Here is a 22,111-nt window from a genome sequence, read left to right on the forward strand (position 1 = left end):
ATGCTCCACTCCATCCAGGCGCTGCGCATCCTCAGTGCGCTGTGGGTCGTGCTCTACCACACGCGCGACAGCGCGCTGCTGGCACCCGCCAGCGGGCCGTGGCAGGCCTTCATAGGCTTCGGCTACCTGGGGGTGGATGTCTTCTTCGTCATCAGCGGCTTCATCATGGCCATGAACACCGCCGAGCGCCCGCCGGGCGGGCGCTCGGCGCTGCAGTTCGTAGCCACCCGCTGCGCCCGGATCTACAGCGGCTGGTGGCCGGTATTCCTGCTCTGCCTGCTGGTCTACGGCAGTGCCGGGCAACTGCAAGGCAAGGACCTGCTTGGCTCCTTCTGGCTGTACCAGCTCAATTTCAACGTGCTGGTGCTGCCCGTCACCTGGACCCTCACCTTCGAGCTTTATTTCTACGCCCTGGTCGCGCTGTCGCTGTTCGCGCCCAGCCACTGGAGGCAGCGCATCTTCTGGGCCTGCCTGGCAGTCCTGGTCGCCGCCAATGCCTGGTGGCTCGCAACCGACCGCTATAGCGTCGAGCAATTCGAGCGCAGCCACTACGGCATGCACCTGTTCCTGTCGCCGCTATGCCTGGAATTCCTGCTGGGCTACCTGCTGCAGCGCCACCGGCAGCGCCTGCGGCTGCCCGCACCGGTGCTGACCGTGCTCACGCTGGCAAGCGCGGCAGCGCTGTACTGGTATGCCACCCACATGGCGCACAAGCCCTCGGGCCTATCCGGCTTCTTCCACTTTCCCGAGCGCGCCGCACTTGCCGGCCTGCTCGCCGCCTGCCTGCTCGGGCTGTTTCTTGCGCTGGAAAACCGGCTGCCGCGCCGCCTCAGCCTGTGGGGCGGCGACATCTCGTACATGGTCTACCTGGTGCACCTGCCCACGCTCTGGCTGTTCGAGCGCTTCGTCGCCCCGCTGCTGCCAGCCAGCGCGGCCCTTGGCAGCGTGGTGGCGCTGGCCATGGTGCTGATGCTTTCCAGCCTGCTGCATCTGGTGGCCGAGCGGCCGGCATACCGCGGGTTCAAACGCCTCGCAGCCCGCGAGCAAGGCACAATGGCGCCTGTCATGCAACACACCGGTAAAAACGAAGAAATCCAAGCGCTGCGGGCCATCGGCATCGGCCTGGTCATCATCGGCCATCTGCATGGGCTCTTTTTCTGGGAGCCTCGCTGGCTCGGCATCGGCAAGGGTTTCTGGGTGGGGGTAGACCTGTTCCTGTGCGTGTCCGGCTACGTCATAGCCAGAAACCTTATCCCCAAGCTTGCGGACAAAACAGGCACCGCCTTCTGGCGCGAAGCAGCCGCCTTCTGGGTGCGGCGCCTGTATCGCATCACGCCCTCGGCATGGGTCTGGCTTGCGTTGCCACTGGCCATGGGACCCTGGCTCGTACAAGCCGGCAACCGCGGCATCTCGGCACCCAATCTGGCCGATGCCGCCGCCGCCCTGCTGCATGTGGCCAACTTCCATTTCTACGATTGCACCCAGGGCCGCGGGCAATGTGGCGACTTCGCGCTGTACTGGTCGCTCTCGCTCGAAGAACAGTTCTACCTGCTGCTGCCGCTGCTGGTACTGCTGCTGCGCAAATGGCTGGTACCGGCACTGATCGCCGTCGTGCTGGCCCAGGTATTCCTGCAACGCGCAGTCTGGGCCGATTGGCTGTGGTTCGTGCGCAGTGACGCCATCGTGCTGGGCGTATTGATCGCCATCTTTTCCCGCACGGATACCTGGCGGGCACTCGATCCCAAGCTTAGCGCCTCGCGCCTGCGCTTCGTCATTCCGCTGCTGCTGCTTTTCGGGCTGGTCGCCTCTACCCGCTATGACGTCGTCAGCTTCTCCACCGGCCTGGCCGCCATCGTGTCCGCGATCATCGTCTGGCTGTGCTCCTACCAGGCAGGCTATTTCATCCGTTCGCGCTGGATGCTGAGCCTGCTGGGCTGGATTGGCGATCGCTCCTACGCCATCTACCTCATCCATATACCGGCCTTCTGGGTCACCCGCGAACTGTGGGCGCGGCTATCGCCCGCGGGCACCGTCTTCGACGCCGGCTTCACCCTGCCGTTCGCGCTGACCGCCGCCGCGCTCACGCTGGCGCTGGCGGAGCTGAACTACCGGCTGCTCGAAGAGCCCCTGCGCCGGCGCGGCGCCGAACGGGCCCGCCGCATCGTGGCGGCCGGCACACAAACGGCCTGATTTCGGCTACTTCGTCAACAACAAAAAGATCTCATTGTTCGTCAGCAGCTCGCGCGGGTACTTGGCCAACAACTCCTCGGGCAAAGGTGCAGGCTCATAGTGGCGGCGCTCTTGGCGGGCCACCGAGAAGCCGGCCTGCTGCGCCCAATCCACCAGTTCATCCGCGGTCACGCGGTTCAGCTCCTGGTACTCCTTGAAGACGAACTTCTTGTAGCCATCCGGCCCGAAATCGGCAAAACCGAAATCCACCTCGTCCGGATTCATCGGCGCATCGCAGGCCTGTATCACCTTCCACAGCTCATCGTCGCTCACCAGCAGGTGGTGCCAGGGCACGGGATCGTAACGCCCCAGGTGCGCGCCAAAGGCGGAGTAGTACAGGGGCTCGATCTGCAGAAAGAAATAGCCGCCCGGCCGCAGGCAGCCATGCAGATCGCGCAAGATCGGCAGCACCTGGTCGCGCTGCACATGCTCGAAGGTCGACCAGCTCATCAGCGCGTCATACAACGGCGCCTGGCCCAGCAAGGGCTCGCTGGGCCTTATCGTCTGGAAGCTCAGCGCCGTGGGAATGCGCGCCAGCCCCAATTGCTCGCGTGCGATGCGCGGCAGCTTCTCGTATTCGCGGCGCACATCCACGCCATGGATGGCCTTGGCACCATGGCGCAGCACCAGCGCCAGGTCGGTAATGCCATCGCCGCAGCCGAACTGCAGCATGCGCGCGGCCTTCAGGTCGATCACTCCACCCAGCCAGACCTGGACCACATCCGCCGCATACTCGAAATGCGAGCGAAACCACTCATCGGTGATGCGCCCGGCATCCCACGGCGCCAGGCCCCACAGCTTTTCCTGAATCCGATGCAGCACACGCATGGCCAACTCCTCCAAAAATCATAGCTGCCTGCGCTTGATTTACGATTGTTTCAATATGAATATTATTTAAAACTACCGCCAATCACACGCTAGGCGCTCACTTTTTATTCCCAATAATGCGGCAGCCGCACCAATCCCGGCAGTGGCTTGGGATAGATATAGCGGAAATAAGTGTATTGGAACCACTCGTCATAGACCGCCAGGCCCGACTCGTCGAATAAATGCGCCGACACCACATAGTCGCCGCTGTGCAGCGGCAGGTCGGGAAAGGTCAGCACCGACTTCCAGGTACCGTCGCTCTGGCGTACCGGCGCCGCGCCATCCTCGTGCGTACCCAGCGAGGCAATGCCCACGCCCTTGTACTGCTCGATCATGAAGCCCATGTGCGGCCGCTCGTCGCCATTGCCGCACGCCACGATGGTCACCACCAGGTTGTGGCCCTGCAGTACCGGTGGCGATGCGTCGCTCAGGTTCGCGATATCCACCGACAGGATCTGCGCCTTCGACTCCACATGCGGCAGCTGCGGCGGATAGTGCACATACGGCGTGGCCAGCGGGTCTTCAGCGCTGGCAGGCTCCACCACGGTCTCGGCGGGTTCGGCGGGAACCGGGGCCGGCGGCAGCGCGGCGCGCTCCTGCGCCGCCTTCTCCTGCTGCCGCTGGCGCGTTCGCGCATCGTAGGCGGCCAAGGCGGTTTCGGTATCGCCAAAATACTGCATCTGTCCATGGTCGAGCCAGATCGCCGCATCGCACAGATGGCGCACATGGTAGGGGCTGTGCGAACAGAACAGAATCGTGCAGCCGTTTTCTCGAAAGCTCAGTATCCGCTCGATGCACTTCTTCTGGAAGCTCTGGTCGCCCACGGCCAGCGCCTCGTCCACGATCAGCACGTCCGGCTGCACAGCCGTCACCAGCGCAAACGCCAGCCGCACCGTCATGCCCGACGAATAGGTTTTCACCGGCCGGTCGATCGCCTCGTGCAGCTCCGAGAAAGCGATGATCTCGGGCTCCAGCAGGCGCATCTCATCGTGGCCTATGCCGATCAGGCTGCCGGCGAAATACAGGTTGTCGCGCCCGGTGAACTCCGGGTGAAAGCCCGCCCCCAGCTCCAGGATCGCGGTGATGCGACCGGTGCGCTCCAGGCTGCCGGTGGACGGCTGCATCGTACCCGCCAGCAGCTTGAGCAGCGAGCTCTTGCCCGCGCCATTGTCGCCAATCACGCCAATGCACTGGCCGCGCTCCAGCGTAAAGCTCACATCGCGCAGCGCCCAATGGCTGCGGTGCGTGGCCCGCCCGGTGAGCAGGGCCTTCACCCGCTGGCGCGGCGAATCGTAGAGCTTGTATTCCTTGCCCAGGTTGCGCACCACCAGCACCGGCGCCTGTACTGCCACATCCGCCTTCATAGCCAATCCACCAATTGATCGCGGCTGCGACTCACCAGCACGCTTACCAGCACCGCCAGCAGCGCAATCCACACCGCGCCCACCACCCATACCTCAGGTGCGGGCCAAGCGCCCTGCAGCAAAATCGACTGGTAGCCCAGCACGTACGAAGCCATCGGGTTGAGCCATAGCAGCCAGCGCCAGTCCTCGGGGAACATCGACATTGGAAACAGGATAGGCGTGAGGTAGATGCCCACCGACAGCATGAAGCTGACGATCTGCGTCGTATCGCGCAGCGCCGCCGCAAGTATCGCCAGCGCGTAGGCCAGCAGCACCGTCATCGCCAGTTGCATCACCAGCAGCGGCGGCAACGCCAGCATGCCCCACTGCATCTGGTGCAGCGGCATGTAGACCAGGGCAACCAGCAGGATCAGCGGCCCGAAAATCAGCGCGCTCGCCATCACCGCCCGCACCGGAAACAGCACCGGCGGCAACGGGTTCTTCTGCAGCATGGAGCCCGCCTCCAGCAGGCTCGACATGCCGCGCGACACCGCGTCGCAAAACGCCATCCACGGCAGCGCGCCGACCACCAGGAAGGTACCCACCGCATGCGTGGGCGCGCCCTCGCCCAGCCGCATGGCAAACACCACATCGAACACCAGGTAATACGCCGCCACCGACAGCAGCGGCTGCAGATAGGGCCACAGCACGCCCACGGCGGTGCCGGCATGGCGCGCAGCCAGTTCGCGGCGCGTCATCACCCACGCCAACGAACGCGCGCGCCAAAGCGCGCGGACTTCATTCAACAAGGTTTGCATGGAATATGCGGGGAGCATCGGCGAGCAATTGCCCACAGCGCTCCTCTTACACCGGATTATTTCTTGGGTGTGGCTTTCGCCTCATAAGGACCGGAGAACGCATCGATCGCAGCGTCGTTCATCTTCAGATCCTGTGTCACCCGCTCCACTTCGGCGCTGCGGGCAGTATCCAGCATCTTGTCGGTGATTTGCTTCTCGATCTGGGGGCGCACCTCGTCCAGGGTTTGCAGGCGCTCCGGCCGGCTCTCCAGCAGCTTGATGATGTGATAGCCAAAGGCGCTCTTGACCACACCGCTCAATTCACCGGGCTTTTTCAGTGCAAACGCGGCCTCTTCGAAAGGCGGCACCATCTTGCCTTTGCCTACCCAACCCAGGTCGCCGCCCTTGCTGCCAGACCCGGGGTCCGCCGACTCCTTCTGGGCCAGCTCGGCAAAATCAGCGCCACCACGCAGCTGCTCCAGCAGCTTCTGCGCATGGGCCTCGGCATCGGGCGCATCCTGAGCAACCAGGATATGGGCCACATGCACCTGTGCGGGCAGCTTGAAGCTCTCCTTCTGCGCCTGGTAGGTAGAGCGCACCTGGGCATCCAAAGCCTCGGCCGCAGGCTTGTGCTGCTCGTTGAAAACCTGCAGGTACATATCGGACAAGGCCTTGTCCACCGCAATCCTGGCCGCCGCGGCCACCACGGGATCATTGGGCGTGGCGGTCTTGGCCCGCTCGGCCATCACCCGGCGGATATACAGATTGCGGGCAATCGACTTTACATTGTTGGGAACGCCGAGAAAGCTATCGCGCATGTAAGGCGGCAGGCGCTGGGCATCCGCAATCACGTCAGCCGAAGTGATCTGCACGCCATCGCCTTCCAGCAGCACCGCCGGTGCCTGGCCAGCTGCCACAGCCACCGTCGCAGCGCCCCAACATGCCGCCGCCAGTGCCACGCCACGCCACGCCACGCCGCAGTGTCCAGACTTGGACCGAGAAAAAGCCTTCATGCGTCAATCACTCCAAAACAAGCACAAGAATGCAAGCATAACAAAAGCCGGCCATCCACCCGGCCGGCTTGCCCAATAAAAAAGGCGGGAATCAATCCCGCCTTTTTGTTGCTGTGCCAGCCCGGACTGATCCGGGCCGGCTGGGCTTGCGCCGCAGAACCGATTAACGGTCGAAGCGGTGTGCCCAGGTGATGCCGAAGTTGCCGGCCGTACCAGGGGTAACGGACGGGTTGTACAGCTTGGTGAACGAGTGGCCCATCAGAGGCAGGCGGCCGCTCAGAGTGCCGTCAGCGTCAGCGTAGGCGTTGATCGAGCCCCAGCCGTTCGTGAAGGGAGCCTTCATGAACGAGTTGGCAACCGAGCCACCCAGCACGCCAGGACCATTGCCGTCCTTGGTGATGGACAGAACGCTCACTTCGCCGCACAGCTGCATCAGGATGTTGCCAGGCGACACGGCGATGTTGTTCTTCTGCTGTTCTTCACGGTCGAAGAACGAGTTCGAAGCGGTACGCACGCACAGGCGGCCTTGGTCGTCAGCCGTCACGTTGGCTGCAACACCGGTCAGCGGCGGGTAGATGATGCCCAGGCTGCTGCCGACGTCGAAGTTGAAGAACGGCTTGCCCTTGTCCAGATCGCTCACGCCACCGTTCACCACGATGTAGTTCGCGGGGTACAGGAACGTGCCGATAGCCTTGTAGTTGGCAGCCAGAGCGTAGCGGCGGGTAGGCATCGACAGCGTCCAGTCGGTCTGGGCGGAGATACCTGCGTCGGTAGCGTACTGGTTGGCAACGTTGGTCACAGCCAGAGCGGTGGACAGCTGCGAAGCCTGGGTGTTCGGGTTGCCGAAGGTCGTCGTGGTGTACGGGGTCGACAGATCGGGGTAGTCGAACACTTGGCGGATCAGAGCCGGGTTCAGGCCAGCCAGCAGCGGGTCAGCGCTGTAGGTGTTGGCACGTGCGTACGGATCAGGCAGGGCATCTTGCACTTGCGAGAAGAACACGAAGTTGCCGCGGGCAGGAGCGCCAGCCGAGTCAACAGCGATCACAGCCGGAGCCGAGCTGGAGTAGGTGGTGCTCTTGGGCACGTTCTGGATGTACCAGTCGCCGAACAGGCCGCCGGTCGGGGTGTTCAGGCCCAGCTTGGCTGCCACGTCTTCTTCACCGCCAGCACCGGTCGTGCCGTGCAGGGTGTACAGAGCGGCGGTAGCTTGCAGCGTAGCGGTATCGCAGGTCGGCTTGGCGCCGCCGTTGTGCTTCACGGCATTCCACAGCTTGGTCTGCGTAGCGCCCAGGTCAGGATTGCCCTGGGTGGGGATGTCAGCCATGTTCAAGATTTCCACATAGCCTTCGCGGGTGTGGTTCTTCTTGGCGTCGTTGCTCCAGTTGGCGTTGCTCAGGCGCTCCAGCGAGAACGACTTGGGACCAGTCGTCACGTCTGCGGGCAGAATGCAGGAGGTGTCGGCGGTGGTGAAGGTAGCGATGCCGTCAGCCCCCTTGGAGACATAGCCGGTCCACACGTCGGAAGGCGACAGGAACACGGTGAAGTCAAGCACGTCGTCGGAGTTGGCGGCGCCGCGGAAGCGAACCTTCAGAGCCTTACCGTTCTTGGAGTCGGTGTTGACCACGTGCAGAACGGTGATGTTGTCGTCTTGCGCGGTGTAGTAAGGCACGATCAGCATGTGACCCTTGCCGTTGTCCGACAGTTCCAGATCCGTAGCCGTAGCCGTAGCCATCGTTGCAGGCGAAGCCGAAGGGGCGAAAGTGCTGGTACCCGGCAGAACGCCAGCGGATGCGGCGCCCGCAAAGCCGCCAATCATGGCAGCAATGCTCAAAGCGAGAACATTTTTCTTCATAAACACACTCCAGTTAAAAAAGGTTAGTCAGCGCAACTACCACGATTGATTACGCCGAGAGATAGTAGCATAACGCCATGGCCTGCTGCAAAACAAGTTTACGCCACCAAAATAGTTGTTGAGTAATTACAACGCACACATTTCGCGGCTTGCACATGCTCAGGGCTGCAGATACAAGCCCCACTGGCCATCTTCCAACAGCCAGATGCTGTCGGAATAGGTCTCTATAGTAAACGGCTTTTGGGCCGCCATGGCCGATAGGTTGCTGGCAGGCACCGGCGGCGCCACGGCCAGCCGGGTGCTGACGGTGCAGCGGTCAGGCCCGCACTCGACCTTCTTGACCTCGGCTTCGCGCGCGCTGGTAGCCGCGTACTCACGCTTGAAGTCATCCAGCGAATGCAGCTTGCGGTAGCCGGGGCTGACCAAGGCATAGGCCTTGGCAGTCTCGCCCTGGATGCGTGCGTTCCAATACGCCTGGGCATTCTTGGCCACCACTTCTTCGGGCTTGCCGCCCAAGGTGGCGCAAGCGCTGAGCATGGCCGCGGCCGCCATCACGGCCAGCGCCTTGACTGGCCGCGAAGGGAACAAAGCGGTTTTCATACGGGTTTTCTCCTGTGGTTCAATCAATACACATGCGTTGGGCCACTGCGATGAGCACACCAGCCGCGCAATGCTGTTGCTGGAGGCCGGCCGGGCCCAAAAGTTTCCGCTCCCAGCGAAAAGCCCCGACAAAGAAGCCCTCGCCTCCCTCCATATAAATGCATATATAGCCAACAGCCTCGTGCCACGCACTATCTATATATAGAGGCAGCGACACCCGGCCACCTGCGAAGAAGGCGCATCCGCCCACCATGCGGTTCATGCATGCGGCACGGGCCGATTGTATGCGCAGGCATGCACCCAACGCGCCGCCAACGCCCGCATCGAGCAAACGGAAACCAAATGCAATTGTGGTTGCCGATCACATCCGGCAGGGCGTTTGTGGCCTTTGGTACCACATTCCATCCGCAGCCATGGAGCGGCAGGCCGTGCTGCGCCCGTTTCGGAAAGTTGCGCATTGAGCGTTTTGGGGTTGGGGTTTGGCGAGAAGACCTCGGACCGCCTACCGCGAGAACATGCAGCGTGAGAGCCCAGGGCACTTCCCGCACAACACGCTATGCATAGCTCACAGCTGCCTCACGACCGCGCCATCCCAGACCTTGCCCCCGAGCTGACAGCCGGACGATTCCCGTTAGAGCGAATTTATACATTTAGTTTCAATTTAAATGATAATCAATCAATAAAATTGATAGCAAATCTATATCATGAAGAAATGTGAACTTATGTTTGCATACCACAAATCAACGGGAGGTGATTCATGAAAAAGCTAACTGTACTGGTGGCGCTGTCCGGCGCCTGCGCCGTGGCCCATGCCGCGGATGAGGGATGGGTCGATGGGGCGGATGCCAATGGCGCATCCGGCTGGGCCTGCGATTCGGCCTGGCCCTATCACCAGGAGTATGTGCATGTCTATCGCGACGACGGGCCATTCCTTGGCGCCATCTACGCGGGCAATGTGCGCGAGCAGGCCGTGGGTGACCGCTGCGGCGGGCATTCACACCATGGCTTCAGCGGCCTGTTCAGCTACCCCAGCAATCTGATCGATGGCAAAAAGCACAACGTGCATTTTTACTTTATCAGGGGCGATGGCTCGCATTTCGAGATACCAGGATCGCCAAAGCAGGTGCAGTTTGGGGATCCGCCGCCCCCACCGCCCAGCCCTCAAGCAATATACGGTTGCATTTCAGAGCCGCCGACCCCACATTGGGTTGCTACTGAATGGGGCGCCTACCACAACAGGTGCTATATGCGCTGGCAAAACCTGGACCCCGCAACTTATCCATATAAATTTGGACACACCGTATACTCATGTTCAAGCAATACCCCGCCAGGGTGGGCTCGGGTTGGACAAACCCTATGGGGAGGTGGCTGTCATATTCGTGACTCGGTTTCCGGAATGCCAAAAATATCCTCCGCATGGATATTAAAAAAACTGTGACCCAACAAATCCATCCAAATATAGACTTTTAAATCAGTCTCTAAATAAACCTGGACTCTCACCATACGAAGGCTCAGGTTTTTTCATCAGCACCTTGACCACATAAAATTTAGCTTAAGCACTTAACTCAAGGGACATTTTCATTGAGCAGGCAATGGTTGTATCGTGCTCCGAGATTGCTGAGGCTTTTGCGGCTTGGAATTAGGCAGATCATCGCGATCCAGCCCGCGCAGCCGGTCGCGCAACTCATCGCTCACCTCACGAATATCCACATCCGTTCGGACAACGCGGGGGGTAATCACAACCAGCAGCTCTGTACGCTTTTTCTGAACATTGGTACTGCTAAAAAATTTCCCAAGCACGGGAATATCCTTCAGTAAAGGAACGCCACTATTGCCACTAGTTTTACTATCCTGAATCAGCCCCCCCATCACAATAGACTCGCCAGAACGAACCGCCACCTTGCTCGTTACCTGACGCTGCAGAAATGGGTATTGCTTTGTCGCGTCATCCACGGCTGCACCCTTGTCGATAACTGACTGATCCACTTGCATGGTCACCATATTTCCAGAATTAACCGAAGGTGTTATATTCAGCATAACACCGGTATTTACATACTGGTAGGAATTAACAGTAGAAGCAGTACCTGAGGTGTTGTAGTACGTTGCAGATTGAACTGGCTCTTGATTACCCACTGATATGTTTGCAGTATGATTATCAAGCACCATGAGAGATGGACTGGAAAGCATCTTCACCTCCGTGTTACTTGCGAGTGCTTGCAACTGCGCTTTTATGATGCCAGCCCCATTGAGTAGCGAGTAACTAAACCCGCTCGGCACCAACGGATTAGTGCTCGAAGTGGTACTAGCAAGTGCCCCACCTACCCCCCCGGCCGCCATACCGCCAATACCGCCAACACCTCTGTAGTCGCCTCCCGACAAACTATTGTTGAACATCCAGTCCACGCCGTATCTCAGCGCGTCATTCAACGTGACCTCCAAAATACTGGCCTCGATCAACACCTGCACCGGCGGCACATCGAGCCGCTTCAAGGTTGCCTCGATCTTGCGGAACTCCGTACCCGTGCCCCAGACCAGAATGGTGTTATTGAGCGGATCGGCCATGACCCGGATATTGCCAATGGTTGCTGCGGTCGCGGTCTGCAATTGCGTCTGATTGCGGTTGTTCTGGTTGTTGTTGTTATTGGACCCAAAGCGACTCCCTCCCAAACCCAGGCCGCTGCTGGAGCCAAAGCTGCTGCTACTGCTGCCAAAGCTGCTGCCGCCGCCAAAGCTACTACCCAATCCACTGTTGAACCCGGTATTGGTACCCGTCAGGCCCGGCGCCACGCCACTGGTCATATTGCCGGCGGAGCCTCCGGCCATGCCACCGAAGATCCCCCCCAGCACCCCAGCCAGGTGCTGCGCATTGCCGTTCTGCACGCGGTAGATGTGCAGATCGGGCTCGCCGCCGCCAGAGCTGGGAATATCGAGGCGGCGGATCCACTTTTCGGCTTCGTCAAGGTACGAGGCGCGCGGGGTGATGACCAGAATGGCGTTGAGCCTAGGCACCGGCATGACGCGGATGGCGCCGAACAGCGGATTGGATTCGCCCAGCGAGCTGAGCACGGCGGCAGCCGCCGCCGCATTGCCGCTGGCCTGTTGCGTAGTGCCCGCCGCACCCGGCCGGGCCGGCTGCGGCGCGGCGCGGTTCGCGGCGCCCCCCCCTGCCACGCCGGCGCTGGCCGCGCCGCCCTGGCCCGCAGCGGCCGCGCCGCCGCCGCTGACCATCTGCAGCGCCGACGAAACCTCTTCGATGGAGGCGTACTTGAGCGGGTAGATGCCGACCGACATGCCCTTGAGCAGGTCGACGTCGAAGGTGCGGACCATTTCCATCCAGCCTTCGGACTGGGTGCGGGTGCCTTGCATGACCAGCACGTTGCGCACCGTGTCCACGCGCACGATGGCCTCGCCGGGCACCATGGGCTTGAGGATGGAGGCCATTTCATTGGCGCCGATGTACTGCAGCGGGATGATGATGACGCCGTAGCCCGGCGCCATGCTGCCGGGGGCGCCGGCCATGCGCACCGCGCCGGTCACGCCCTTGAGCGCTTCGGGCTTGCCGATCTGGTAGGTGCCGCGCGCATCGCGCACCATGGCCAGGCCGTTGGCCTGCAGCGCGGCTTCGAGCAGGAAGACGGCCTTGTCGGGCTCGATGGGGGTGCGCGTGGTCAGGGTGACGGTGCCTTGCAGCGGCGGGTGCAGCACGTAGTCGAGCTTGAGCATGTCGCCCAAAATGGTGCGCACGACCTCGCCAATGGGCGCTTCCTCGAAGCGGAAGGTCACCGGCTCGCCTTTGGGAATGGGCTCGGACTTGGCGACGGAGACCATCTCGTCGTTGCCGCGCAGCACGCGCGGGGCGAGGGCGCGGTCTTGGTCCTCATCCGCCTTCTGGGCATTGACGAGTATGGGCTGGGCCTGCAATACCGGGATCTCTGCGGGCTGCTGGGCGCGAACGGCTTGCAGCGCCAGTATCTGGCCCAGGGCCAGAACGATGGTGTTTCGAGCGAAGTTGAAAGTGGTCATCATGTGTCCAGGAATTCGTTGCTGGGCGCGGTTTCAGCGGAATCTGCGGCCGGTGGCGCGAACTGTCCGCGAAGGAGACGACGGCATCGCGGAAGCGCCAGGGTTCTGGCTTGCGCCTGGAGTGCCAGCCGCCTTGCCTGTGGCAGCGGTGTTGCCCAGCTTGCCGATCTGCAGCGTGAGGGTGCGGGTTTCGCCGCCCTTCGTGAAATAAGCGCGGTTGTCAGCCAGTGATTTGAGTGTCCAGCCCTCAAGCTGCCCATTCAAAGGCACGGATTTGTCCTTGCCGTTGAACTTGATGATCACGCCGCCTATGCCGTTGCCCGAATAGATGCCAGAGAGCACCGAGGTGCTCAGGTGATCGGGTGGTGGCGGCTCGGCCCCAGCCGCCGATGGCGGCGGAGGGGGCGGCGGCGGGCGCCGAGTGATCGAGAACAGCGGGCGGTCGAGCATGGCGAGGAACTCGCGCTGGTCCATGGGCTGGGGCTTGCCCAGCGGCGGCACAAGGGCCTCGTAGTCGGTGGTGCGCGGCGCTGGCGCAGACCAATGGCTGCTGCGCTGGCCGCCCAGTCCGAACCAGGTCCAGGCCAGCAAGGCCGCCAACGCGGCATTGACGCCGATCAGGATGGTGCCAAGGTAGCGTTTCATTTGCGCTCCCTCAACACGCTGAGGCTGAGCTGCAGCGTGATGATGGGTACCGTCTTGGGCGCATTGCCGCCCATGGTCAATGGCAGCTGGCTGCCCATTTCGGCACTATTGATGAAGATGACGGGCAGCTGCTCGCCCAGTACGGACAGCGCGGTGTTCACGGCCAGCAGCTCGCCTTCGGCGCGTACGGTAAGAGGAATGCGGTCAAAGCCTTTTTCTTCCTTGGATGGCAGAACCTGGCTGCTGACGATGGTCAGGCCCGCCTTGCTGAGCAGGTCGCGCACTTTCTGCTGGGATGCATTGCCGGCCTGCACGGCATCTTGCGCGGCGGGATAGACGTAGGCTGCGCGAATGCCGGCGGCACGCTTGTGCATCTGCGCGATTTCATCGCGCTGCCGGTCGAGCCCCGCCAGGCGGGCGTAGCGCGGCTCCATTGCGGCCAGTCCAGCCTGCGCCTGCTGGTACTTCTGGAACACATAGACGCCCAATGCCATCAAGGGCAGCAGGACCAGGCACAGGGTGGCGGCAAGTATCGCCCATTCTCTGCGGGTGGGTGGTGCAATCATGGCTGTGGTTTTCCTTGGGGCGCTGCAGGCGCAGTGGCTGCAGATGCCGTTGCAGGTGCGGCGGCAGCCCCGGCAGCCACAGGGGCGACGGCGGATGCGGCCGGAGCCAGCGGCGCGGCGGCCGGCACCTGCGGAGCAACTGCGGTGGGTGCCTGCGGTGCAGCGGCGGGCGCCGTGGGCTCAGCCTCGGCCTCCGACTCCGGCGGCTTGAGCACGAAGCCGAAAACCTTGGGGTCGAGCGTGAGCTCGATGGAGAACGATTCCCGGGTCGCGCCTTGCAGGCGCGTGGCGGCACTGGGCGCCTTGACATCCTTGACGCCCTCACGGTTGCTGAGCTTTTGCATCAGCGCCGAGGAGTCGCCGGTCAGGCCGCCGATGGTGACCTTGCTGTTCTGGATGCGCGTCGCCTGCAGCGCGGTATCGTCGGGCAGCTCGGTGGTAAGCATGCCCAGCACCCGCACGGGATCGACGCGCTCGGCCAGCAGCTCGGCCAGAGCCCCTACCTGATCGGCGCTTTGCACGAGCTGCTCGCGCTGGGCCGCGACATCGCTCGTCTTGGCGGCCATGGCATTGAAGGCTTGCAAGCCCTCAAGCGCACGCATGCGCAATTGCAGTACCGGAGTGATCGCAATGGCGCCCAACAGCAGCGCGGCCAGCAGCACGCCGCCGGCATTGCGCAGGGTTTGGGTGCGTGCCGCCTGGGCGCGCAGCGCTTCGCCAAAGCCGCGGAAAACAATGGGTACCCCCTGGGGGCTGAAAGCCCAGACCTCGGGCTCGGCAGGGTTCTTGCCCGGCTGGCTCGGCTGGCTCGGCTGGGTGATCGCGGCACGCCTGCCCTGCAGCCACGGCTCGATCTGCTTGCGCGAGGCCAGCGCGAGCTGCAGCCGCACAGCGGTGTCGCCCCGGCTTTGCTCGGCATAGCCCCAGAGCAGGTCTTCCATGGGGAAGGGGCTGATGGCCTGCGCCTCCAACTGCGCGGCGCTGGCGCAGTCCTGCGGATCGAGCGGCGGCAGCTGCAGCTGCTTGCGCAGTATCAACGCCTCGGGCAGCTCGATGGCCTGGAAGGCGGTCTGCATGCGCGTGCCATCGGCCAGCGGCACGCCGTCTTCCCAGACCAGGCGCTGGCTGCCATCGGCGGCCAGCAGATGGAGTGCCTGCCTGGGCCGCAGCCAGCTGAGCGGCGGCCAATGCAGGGCCTTGCGCCAGGTCTGGCGGACTTCGGCGCCGAACTGGTTCAGATCCAGCCCGAAAAAACGTGATTCTGTGGATAGTGCCGGCATTTATCTGCTCGCAGGCTGCATGGCCTGGCGGGTTTCAAAGGTGTACCAGGGCAGGCCGTCGCGGGAACGGCCGCCGAAATAGACGGAGCGCTCCACCACGAAAGTGCCGCCATCGGCCAGCGGTACTTTCGCGCTCAAGCGGTATCTTCTGCGAAAGGATGCCCCCATGGCCAAGCTAGGATCAAGGCCGCTGGTATCCACGCCAGGCTGGCCCGAAGCGCGCGCGGCAGCGATACGATCGGCCACCGCCTGGTTGCCGCCGGCCAGAATCTGCAAGACCTCGGGCGGGGCCGCCATCGGATCGACGCCAGCGCCGCCGAAGTTGGAGTCGGCCGTGATCAAGGGCGCGAGTCTAGCATAGAGGTCGTAATCGACTCCTGGCACCTGCATCAGGTCTTCGGGGGCCTCGAAACGCTCCGGCATGCCGCCACCCGCCGCGCTGCGCTGGCGGGTGTCGACGATGTTGATGGCAATCTGCTGCGCCGCCCCCTCGGGCAGGCCGCCGCCGATGGTGAGCAGCGCGGTGAGCAGCTGCGGGGAAGCGCTGTTGATGCTGATCAGGCCGCTGAGTGGCATGACGGCAACCGGAATGGATACGCCGTTGAAGGCAACGGTGGTTTCGGTCCACTGCTGCACCGGCTGGGGCGGCGCCACCAGTTGCTGCAGCACGAGCATCAGGGCCGCATCGCCCAGAGCCTGGGCTTCGAGCTTTTGCCGCGCGACGGCCTGCACCCGCGACTCCTGGCGCACGACGCCGCTGACGCCGCTGACCATGATGCTGAGCGCAGCCACGAGCCAGAGCACGGCGATCAGCGCCATGCCACGCTGGCGCCCGGCCCTGGGCCGGGCGTGGAATGGGATTGCCCGCCGCATCAGCTTCCCACCCCCCCGATGGTGACCCCGCCCCCCTGGGGATCACCCGCCGGCAACACGCGCAACTGCACCACCAGCGGCGGCAGCACCGCCTGGTCGGATGACATGACGACCTGCACCGCCTGCGGCAGCACATTGGGATTGCCCCAGGGCGCCCCCCAAGCCGGCGGATCGGTATTGCCGTCCTGGTACTGGAACGCCAGGCTGGTGGCATGGGTGAGTATGGGGTAGCTCTCGGCCGCGCCCCAGTTGGGCATGGTCTGCACATCGACCCATGGCGTAAAACTGAGCACCACGGCCGGGGCACCCAGGTACTGCCCCATGGCCAGGCGGAAATGGTAGCGGCCGCCAGCACCATAGCGGGCCGGCATGACACCGACCCAGCTCATGGCCTGCGGCTCGCCCGAGAAGAAATATGCCGCGCTGCCCACCTGCTGCAAGGCCAGCACCTTCTTGGCCGAGATGCGCGAGAGCACGCTGCGCAGAAAGTCCTCGCCCGCGCGCGCCTCATCCATGCGCTGCAGGCGGTTGTCGATGCTGTCCTCGGTACGCCCCATGGTGCCCATGGCTCCGGCCAGGCCGAGCATGAGCAGCGACAGCAGCACCAGTGCCACCAGCATCTCGACCAAGGTGAAGCCGCCCTCTGAGCGGTTGCGAATAGCCCTTGCCATGGTCATTGCAGCTGGTTGAGGGCGGGATCGGGCGGACGGCGCATGGCGCGCAGCGTGTCCAGCTCGAAGCTGCGCGGCTTGCCACCCTGGTTCCAGGCAACCGAGATGCGCACCTGGAACAGCATGGGGATATTCGGACCCTCGATGCCGGTCTGGTAGGGTGCGCTCTGGATCTGCCAGCGGTAGCCATTGCTGTCGCCGCCGTCGTTCCAGCCGCTTTCGTAGACCGAGTCGCGCATGGACAGCAGCGACTCGGCCAGCTGCACCGCGTACTGGTAGCTGTCCATGTCGCCCACGCTGCGGGCGCTGCTGCCGGTGGCGCGGTAGATCATGCCCAGCGAAATGGCCATGATGGCCAGCGCCACCAGCAACTCCAGAAGGGTCATGCCGCGCTGGGCGGATCGGCGCGTCATTGGAACAGCGGCTCCTGCGTGACGCGCCCCGACAGCCAGTCCACCCGCAAGCGGGTGCCGGCGCCGGTCTTGCGGATGACTTCGATACTGCCGCCGGTGGAGCCGCCAGTGGGCAGGAAGGCAATCGACGCGGCGCTGCCCGGCACGAACTCCTGGCCGGCCACCGTGGTGCGCACGACGACGCTCTCGGGCAGTTCCTTGGGCATGCCGGTACTCAAGCCATAGGTCTTGGCCTGCAGGTTGACCACGAAGCGCACATTCCGGCCCTCGGAGACAGCCGCATAGCGGGCGGTGCGCAGCTGGCTGAGCATGCTGCGCACGGTATCGCGGTATTGCACGCCATCGCGCAGCCGGTCATAGGCCACCGGCGCCATGCTCACCACCAGGACCATGATGGCAAACACGACCATCAGCTCGATCAAGGTGAAACCTTGCTGGTGGGAGCGGGTGGATCGCATGGGCCGTCTGGCGAGGTGGTGCGCAAGCGCTGTTATTTGGTGTTGTGGATGTCGCTGGCCTCGCCATCGCCACCGGGCGCACCATCGGAGCCCAGCGAGACGATATCGAGCTGGCCGCCGTTGTTGGCGTAGCGGTAGGGGTTGTTCCAGGGATCGGAAGGCACGCCACCGCTCAGGTACGGGCCGTTCCAGCCGCGCACGCTGCCGGGCGCCTTGACCAGTGCATCCAGGCCTTCTTCGCTGGTGGGGTAGCGGCCCACGTCGAGCTTGAAGATGTCGAGCGCCTTTTGCAAGTCGGCGATCTGCACCGCGGCCGTCTTGGTCTTGGCGCCGCCCAGCGCACCCAGCACCTTGGGGCCGACCAGGCCGGCCAGCAGTGTCAGGATGGCCAGCACCACCAGCAGTTCGATCAGCGTGAAGCCGCGCGCCCGGCTGGGGCGCTCCCGGCGCTGCAGCAGGTTGGAACGAAATTTTTTAATGATGGCCTGCATGTCAGGGCTCCCCTTTCAATGGAATGAATCAACCAATAACCGATTACACCGCCAGATCGTTGACCGACAGGATGCCCATCAGGATCGAGACGATGATGGCCGCGATCATCATGCCCAGCACCAGGATCAGCACCGGCTCGATCATGGTCAGCGCCCGTTTGATGCCGGTTTCGACCTCGCGGTTCAAAATATTCGACAGCTCCAGCATCATCGGACCGATGCGGCCGGTTTCCTCGCCCACGCGCACCAGGTTCACCGCCAGCGGCTCGAAGACGGTGGTGGTGTTCATGGCCTGCACCATGCGGCCGCCTTCCTTGACGATGGGCGCGATCTGCGCCAGCTCCTGCTGGATGATGCGGTTGCTCACGGTATCGGTGGCGATGTTCAGCGCGGTGATCAAGGGCACGCCGTTGCCCAGCAAGGTGCCCAGCGAGCGCGAGAACAGCGTGAGCTGGTATTTGAGCGCCAGCCGGCCCAGCAGCGGCAGGCGCAGCAGGCGGGTCTGCCACCACAGCGAGCCCTGGGGCGACTTGAGCCAGCGGCGCAGCAGGTAGATCACCAGCACCGCGACGATGCCGATCACCATGCCATAGCTGCGGAAGGCATGGCCCACCATCATCACCAGCCGGGTGGGCGCGGGCAGCGCGTCGCCCAGGTCGTTGAAGAGTTTTTCGAACTGCGGCACCACAAAGCCCAGCATGGCGACCAGCGACAGGATGGCCACCACCACCAGGATCATCGGGTAGATGGTGGCGGAGACCACGCTTTCCTTGAGCGCGCGCTGGCGCTCCAGGTGCTCGACCAGGCGCTCCAGCACGGCGGACATCTGGCCGCTGGCCTCGCCGGAGCGCACCATGTTGATGTAGAAGTCGCCAAACAGCTCATGGTGCTGGGTGAGCGCCTTGGACAGCGGCACGCCGCCCTTGACGGCTTCGAGAATGCCCTGCAGCAGCGTGCGCATGCTGTCCTTGTAGCTCATGTCGATGAGCACGCGCAGCGCGTTGTCGAGCGCCAGCCCGGCCTTGAGCATGATGGACAGCTCGGAGGTCATCGCCAGGATGTCGGGCGGCTTGACCGGGCCTTTCTGCGCCTTGGTGCTCTTGGCCTTGACCAGGGCGGCAGCGCCCTCCTTCTTGGCGGCCTTGCCGCCGCCGGCGGCCGGCGCCAGCGCAGCGGCATTGGCCGCGTCGACGATGCGCACCGGGGTGAGCTTTTGCAGCCGCAGCTGCTTTTGCACCTGGGCGACGTTCGGCGCCTCCAGCGTGCCGTGCACCGACTCGCCTGCGGCATTGATGGCGTGCCAGGCAAAGGAACCTGTTGACGGCGTTTTCATGAGGTACGCATGGCTTCAGCGCCGTTGTGATCTAGACGCACGCCGCTGGCCATACAGGCGTATGGCCCAGGCGAGCAACGACGAGCACGGCGGCGCTGGGGCCATGCCCTTCGGGTTGCCCCGCAAAAATAGCCTTTGCGGGGCAACGTAGCCCATGAAAACGCCGTCAACAGGTTCCTCCTAGCCATCGATCTGGTCCTGCGTGACGCGCGCCACCTCGTCCAGCGTGGTCATGCCGGCCGCCACCTTGCGCAGCCCATCCTCGTGCAGGCTGAGCATGCCGGAGTGCGAAGCCAGCGCGAACAGCTCGTTCGCATCCTTGCCGGCATTGATGGCATTGCGCATCGGCTCGTCGAGCACGAAAAGCTCGTGGATGCCGGTGCGGCCCTTGTAGCCGGTCTGGCGGCACTGGTTGCAGCCCACGGCGCGGTAGACGGGCTGCCCCACCTGGCTGAAGCGGGCCAGGCCCGAGCGCTTGCGCACCTCTTCGCCGGGCTCGTATTCCTCTTTGCAGTTGGAGCACAGCGTGCGCACCAGGCGCTGGGCCAGCACGCCGTTGACGGACGAGGTGATGAGGTAGCTTTCCACGCCCATGTCCTGCATCCGGGTGATGGCGCCGGCGGCGGTGTTGGTGTGCAGGGTCGACAGCACCAGGTGGCCGGTCAGCGCGGACTGCACCGCGATCTGCGCGGTTTCGCCGTCGCGCATTTCACCGATCATGATGATGTCCGGGTCCTGGCGCAGGATGGAGCGCAGCGCATTGGCGAAGGTCAGGTTGATCTGCGCATGGGTCTGGATCTGGTTGATGCCGTCGAGCTGGTATTCGACCGGATCCTCGACGGTGATGATCTTGTTCTCCACCGCATCGATCTTGGACAGCGCCGCGTACAGCGTGGTGGTCTTGCCCGAGCCGGTCGGGCCGGTCACCAGCAGGATACCGTGCGGGCGGGCCAGCAGCTCGTTGAACTTGGCCAGCGTGTCCGACGCGAAGCCCATGGTTTCGAGCTGCAGGCGGACGCTGGCGCGGTCGAGCACCCGCATCACGATGCTTTCGCCGTGCACGGTGGGCACGGTGGAGACACGCAGGTCCAACTCGCGGCCCTTGACGCGGGTCTTGATGCGGCCGTCCTGCGGCAGGCGGCGCTCGGCAATGTCGAGGTGCGCCATGAGCTTGACGCGCGAGCCCACGGCCGCCGACAGGCGGGGCGGCACCAGCTCGCCCGGGTGGATCACCCCATCGACCCGGTAGCGCACATGCAGGCCGTCGTCGAAGGGCTCCAGGTGGATGTCGGAGGCGCGCAGGTCGGTGACGCGGCCGATGATGCTGTTGACCAGCCGGATCACCGGTGCCTCGCTGGCCAGGTCCTTCAGGTGCTCGACGAAGTCGCCGCCATCCACGCCATCGCCGAAGAGATCGCTGCCGCCCTCGCCCTCTTCCACCTCGGGCTCGGGCTCCTGCAGGGCTTTCTCGATATCGGCCTCGAGCGCCAGATGCGGACGCACGGCCAGGCCGGTGGACATCTGCACGGCCTTGAGCACGAACGGATCCTGCGGTGCGCTCATGGCCACGTCGAGCACGCCGTCTTCCAGCTTGAGCGGATAGACGTGCTGCGCGTGCTGGAATTCGGGCAGCAGGCCCGGCACCTCGGGCGGCTCGGGCGGGAAATCCGCCACCTGGACGAAGGGGATCTGCAGCTGCTGCGCCAGCGTATGCATGACGTCCATCTCGGACACCAGGCCGAGCTGCGTGAGCACATGGCCCAGCAGATGGCCCATCTCCTGCTGCGCCTGCAGCGCCCGCTCCAGGTCGCGCGGCGACAGCTTGCCAGCCGCGACCAGCATGTCGCCCAGGCGTGGCCGCGCGGGCTCGGACGCGAGGATCGGTTCTAGTTCGAGAATGGCGCTGGTATTCATGCGGTGCAATCAGGGAGCTTGCCCAAAGCAAGCGCCATAGTGTAGTTGGAAGCCTGTGGAGACATTGAGGAGAACGCGCAAATTGCAGGAAAAGCCGCCGCTTTTGCGATCTTTTGCAGTTTTTCCGCACCAGCGCTTGCCCCATAAGCGCCAGCTGCTATCAATTTTTCACAATCTATGCAAAGCACTCCGCCTCGCCGAGGCGCTTGCCCTGCCGGTCCTTGCCCGACAGTTGCGGCTCGATGCCGCCGAGCTGCCAGTCGATGGCCAGCTGGGGATCGTCCCAGGCGATGCAGCGCTCGTGCTCGGGCGCATAGTAGTCGGTGGTCTTGTACAGAAACTGCGCCGTCTCGCTGTGGACGACGAAGCCATGCGCAAAACCTGGCGGCACCCACAGCTGGCGCTTGTTGTCCGCCGTCAGCTCCACAGCCACCCATTGGCCGAAGGTGGGCGAGCTCTTGCGGATGTCCACCGCCACATCGAGCACCGCGCCTTCGACCACCCGCACCAGCTTGCCCTGGGGCTGCTGGATCTGGTAGTGCAGGCCGCGCAGCACGCCACGCCCGCTTTTGCTGTGGTTGTCCTGTACGAATTCGTAGTGGCGGCCCACCGCGGCATCGAAGGCACGGAGGTTGAAGCTCTCGAAGAAAAAACCGCGCTCGTCGCCGAAGACCTTGGGCTCGAGGATGATGACGTCGGGGATTTTGGTCGCAATGGCTTGCATAGGGAAACTCTGGTGAATG

20 protein-coding genes are annotated in these 22,111 nt (G+C 63.6%); 2 read left to right on the top strand and 18 right to left on the bottom strand.

The window, feature by feature from the left end:
* Positions 1–2,190, top strand: coding sequence for an acyltransferase family protein (locus ACODRX_RS01025; RefSeq protein WP_488869128.1), 2,190 nt, complete (start codon positions 1–3; stop codon positions 2,188–2,190).
* Between the two features lie 6 nt (positions 2,191–2,196).
* Here the strand turns inward: ACODRX_RS01025 and ACODRX_RS01030 are convergent, their stop codons facing one another.
* The 6 genes from ACODRX_RS01030 to ACODRX_RS01055 form a co-directional block, all read right to left on the bottom strand.
* A complete protein-coding gene (locus ACODRX_RS01030) occupies positions 2,197–3,057 on the bottom strand; it encodes an SAM-dependent methyltransferase (RefSeq protein WP_488869130.1) in 861 nt (286 codons plus the stop codon).
* 104 nt (positions 3,058–3,161) lie between these two features.
* Positions 3,162–4,460 (bottom strand): ABC transporter ATP-binding protein, encoded by a 1,299-nt coding sequence (locus ACODRX_RS01035; protein WP_488869132.1) that lies wholly within the window; start codon positions 4,458–4,460, stop codon positions 3,162–3,164.
* Complete coding sequence (locus ACODRX_RS01040) at positions 4,457–5,257, bottom strand: ABC transporter permease (RefSeq protein WP_488869134.1); 801 nt, start codon at positions 5,255–5,257, stop codon at positions 4,457–4,459. Before ACODRX_RS01040 ends, ACODRX_RS01035 begins: the two co-directional genes overlap by 4 nt.
* A 56-nt stretch (positions 5,258–5,313) precedes the next feature.
* Positions 5,314–6,249 (bottom strand): peptidylprolyl isomerase, encoded by a 936-nt coding sequence (locus ACODRX_RS01045; protein ID WP_488869136.1) that lies wholly within the window; start codon positions 6,247–6,249, stop codon positions 5,314–5,316.
* A 163-nt stretch (positions 6,250–6,412) separates the two neighbouring features.
* Complete coding sequence (locus ACODRX_RS01050; RefSeq protein ID WP_488869138.1) at positions 6,413–8,101, bottom strand: cell surface protein; 1,689 nt, start codon at positions 8,099–8,101, stop codon at positions 6,413–6,415.
* 159 nt (positions 8,102–8,260) lie between these two features.
* Positions 8,261–8,701 carry a hypothetical protein gene (locus ACODRX_RS01055; protein WP_488869140.1) on the bottom strand — a complete coding sequence of 147 codons (441 nt, stop codon included), beginning with the start codon at positions 8,699–8,701 and terminating at the stop codon, positions 8,261–8,263.
* 757 nt (positions 8,702–9,458) lie between these two features.
* Between ACODRX_RS01055 and ACODRX_RS01060 the strand changes: the two genes are divergently transcribed.
* Positions 9,459–10,139, top strand: a complete 681-nt coding sequence (locus ACODRX_RS01060; RefSeq protein WP_488869142.1) for a hypothetical protein — start codon at positions 9,459–9,461, stop codon at positions 10,137–10,139.
* Between the two features lie 140 nt (positions 10,140–10,279).
* On the opposite strand, the gene gspD is transcribed toward ACODRX_RS01060, so the two are convergent.
* The 12 genes from gspD to rfbC all read right to left on the bottom strand — a co-directional run bounded on the left by gspD (position 10,280) and on the right by rfbC (position 22,092).
* Entirely contained in the window at positions 10,280–12,727 is a 2,448-nt protein-coding gene (gene gspD, locus ACODRX_RS01065) for a type II secretion system secretin GspD (protein WP_488869144.1), read from the bottom strand.
* A 30-nt stretch (positions 12,728–12,757) separates the two neighbouring features.
* A complete protein-coding gene (locus ACODRX_RS01070; RefSeq protein ID WP_488869146.1) occupies positions 12,758–13,369 on the bottom strand; it encodes a hypothetical protein in 612 nt (203 codons plus the stop codon).
* A complete protein-coding gene (gene gspM / locus ACODRX_RS01075; RefSeq protein WP_488869148.1) occupies positions 13,366–13,935 on the bottom strand; it encodes a type II secretion system protein GspM in 570 nt (189 codons plus the stop codon). Before gspM ends, ACODRX_RS01070 begins: the two co-directional genes overlap by 4 nt.
* Positions 13,932–15,215, bottom strand: coding sequence for a PilN domain-containing protein (locus tag ACODRX_RS01080; RefSeq protein ID WP_488869150.1), 1,284 nt, complete (start codon positions 15,213–15,215; stop codon positions 13,932–13,934). The genes gspM and ACODRX_RS01080 overlap by 4 nt, the downstream gene beginning before the upstream one ends.
* Positions 15,216–16,034 (bottom strand): type II secretion system minor pseudopilin, encoded by an 819-nt coding sequence (locus ACODRX_RS01085; RefSeq protein WP_488869152.1) that lies wholly within the window; start codon positions 16,032–16,034, stop codon positions 15,216–15,218.
* A 53-nt stretch (positions 16,035–16,087) separates the two neighbouring features.
* Entirely contained in the window at positions 16,088–16,759 is a 672-nt protein-coding gene (locus tag ACODRX_RS01090) for a prepilin-type N-terminal cleavage/methylation domain-containing protein (RefSeq protein WP_488869154.1), read from the bottom strand.
* 2 nt (positions 16,760–16,761) lie between these two features.
* Entirely contained in the window at positions 16,762–17,172 is a 411-nt protein-coding gene (locus ACODRX_RS01095) for a type II secretion system protein (protein ID WP_488869156.1), read from the bottom strand.
* Positions 17,169–17,630 carry a GspH/FimT family pseudopilin gene (locus ACODRX_RS01100; RefSeq protein WP_488869158.1) on the bottom strand — a complete coding sequence of 154 codons (462 nt, stop codon included), beginning with the start codon at positions 17,628–17,630 and terminating at the stop codon, positions 17,169–17,171. Before ACODRX_RS01100 ends, ACODRX_RS01095 begins: the two co-directional genes overlap by 4 nt.
* A 32-nt stretch (positions 17,631–17,662) precedes the next feature.
* Positions 17,663–18,121: a type II secretion system major pseudopilin GspG gene (gene gspG, locus ACODRX_RS01105; RefSeq protein ID WP_488869160.1), complete on the bottom strand. Its 459-nt coding sequence runs from the start codon at positions 18,119–18,121 to the stop codon at positions 17,663–17,665.
* Between the two features lie 43 nt (positions 18,122–18,164).
* On the bottom strand, positions 18,165–19,454 hold the full coding sequence (locus tag ACODRX_RS01110) for a type II secretion system F family protein (RefSeq protein ID WP_488869162.1): 1,290 nt from the start codon (positions 19,452–19,454) through the stop codon (positions 18,165–18,167).
* A 180-nt stretch (positions 19,455–19,634) separates the two neighbouring features.
* Complete coding sequence (gspE, locus tag ACODRX_RS01115) at positions 19,635–21,368, bottom strand: type II secretion system ATPase GspE (RefSeq protein WP_488869164.1); 1,734 nt, start codon at positions 21,366–21,368, stop codon at positions 19,635–19,637.
* Positions 21,369–21,543: 175 nt separating this feature from the next.
* Positions 21,544–22,092, bottom strand: a complete 549-nt coding sequence (gene rfbC, locus ACODRX_RS01120) for a dTDP-4-dehydrorhamnose 3,5-epimerase (RefSeq protein ID WP_488869166.1) — start codon at positions 22,090–22,092, stop codon at positions 21,544–21,546.
* Positions 22,093–22,111: the final 19 nt, after the last annotated feature.

This window comes from Comamonas sp. FG99, assembly GCF_057808605.1.

Excerpts from the sequence above, each read along its gene's own strand:
- ACODRX_RS01025 (WP_488869128.1), top strand. The coding sequence starts at position 1 with ATGCTCCACTCCATCCAGGCGCTGCGCATCCTCAGTGCGCTGTGGGTC.
- ACODRX_RS01030 (WP_488869130.1), bottom strand. The coding sequence starts at position 3,057 with ATGCGTGTGCTGCATCGGATTCAGGAAAAGCTGTGGGGCCTGGCGCCG.
- ACODRX_RS01035 (WP_488869132.1), bottom strand. The coding sequence starts at position 4,460 with ATGAAGGCGGATGTGGCAGTACAGGCGCCGGTGCTGGTGGTGCGCAAC.
- ACODRX_RS01040 (WP_488869134.1), bottom strand. The coding sequence starts at position 5,257 with ATGCAAACCTTGTTGAATGAAGTCCGCGCGCTTTGGCGCGCGCGTTCG.
- ACODRX_RS01045 (WP_488869136.1), bottom strand. The coding sequence starts at position 6,249 with ATGAAGGCTTTTTCTCGGTCCAAGTCTGGACACTGCGGCGTGGCGTGG.
- ACODRX_RS01050 (WP_488869138.1), bottom strand. The coding sequence starts at position 8,101 with ATGAAGAAAAATGTTCTCGCTTTGAGCATTGCTGCCATGATTGGCGGC.
- ACODRX_RS01055 (WP_488869140.1), bottom strand. The coding sequence starts at position 8,701 with ATGAAAACCGCTTTGTTCCCTTCGCGGCCAGTCAAGGCGCTGGCCGTG.
- ACODRX_RS01060 (WP_488869142.1), top strand. The coding sequence starts at position 9,459 with ATGAAAAAGCTAACTGTACTGGTGGCGCTGTCCGGCGCCTGCGCCGTG.
- gspD (WP_488869144.1), bottom strand. The coding sequence starts at position 12,727 with ATGATGACCACTTTCAACTTCGCTCGAAACACCATCGTTCTGGCCCTG.
- ACODRX_RS01070 (WP_488869146.1), bottom strand. The coding sequence starts at position 13,369 with ATGAAACGCTACCTTGGCACCATCCTGATCGGCGTCAATGCCGCGTTG.
- gspM (WP_488869148.1), bottom strand. The coding sequence starts at position 13,935 with ATGATTGCACCACCCACCCGCAGAGAATGGGCGATACTTGCCGCCACC.
- ACODRX_RS01080 (WP_488869150.1), bottom strand. The coding sequence starts at position 15,215 with ATGCCGGCACTATCCACAGAATCACGTTTTTTCGGGCTGGATCTGAAC.
- ACODRX_RS01085 (WP_488869152.1), bottom strand. The coding sequence starts at position 16,034 with ATGGCGCTGATCGCCGTGCTCTGGCTCGTGGCTGCGCTCAGCATCATG.
- ACODRX_RS01090 (WP_488869154.1), bottom strand. The coding sequence starts at position 16,759 with ATGGCAAGGGCTATTCGCAACCGCTCAGAGGGCGGCTTCACCTTGGTC.
- ACODRX_RS01095 (WP_488869156.1), bottom strand. The coding sequence starts at position 17,172 with ATGACGCGCCGATCCGCCCAGCGCGGCATGACCCTTCTGGAGTTGCTG.
- ACODRX_RS01100 (WP_488869158.1), bottom strand. The coding sequence starts at position 17,630 with ATGCGATCCACCCGCTCCCACCAGCAAGGTTTCACCTTGATCGAGCTG.
- gspG (WP_488869160.1), bottom strand. The coding sequence starts at position 18,121 with ATGCAGGCCATCATTAAAAAATTTCGTTCCAACCTGCTGCAGCGCCGG.
- ACODRX_RS01110 (WP_488869162.1), bottom strand. The coding sequence starts at position 19,454 with ATGAAAACGCCGTCAACAGGTTCCTTTGCCTGGCACGCCATCAATGCC.
- gspE (WP_488869164.1), bottom strand. The coding sequence starts at position 21,368 with ATGAATACCAGCGCCATTCTCGAACTAGAACCGATCCTCGCGTCCGAG.
- rfbC (WP_488869166.1), bottom strand. The coding sequence starts at position 22,092 with ATGCAAGCCATTGCGACCAAAATCCCCGACGTCATCATCCTCGAGCCC.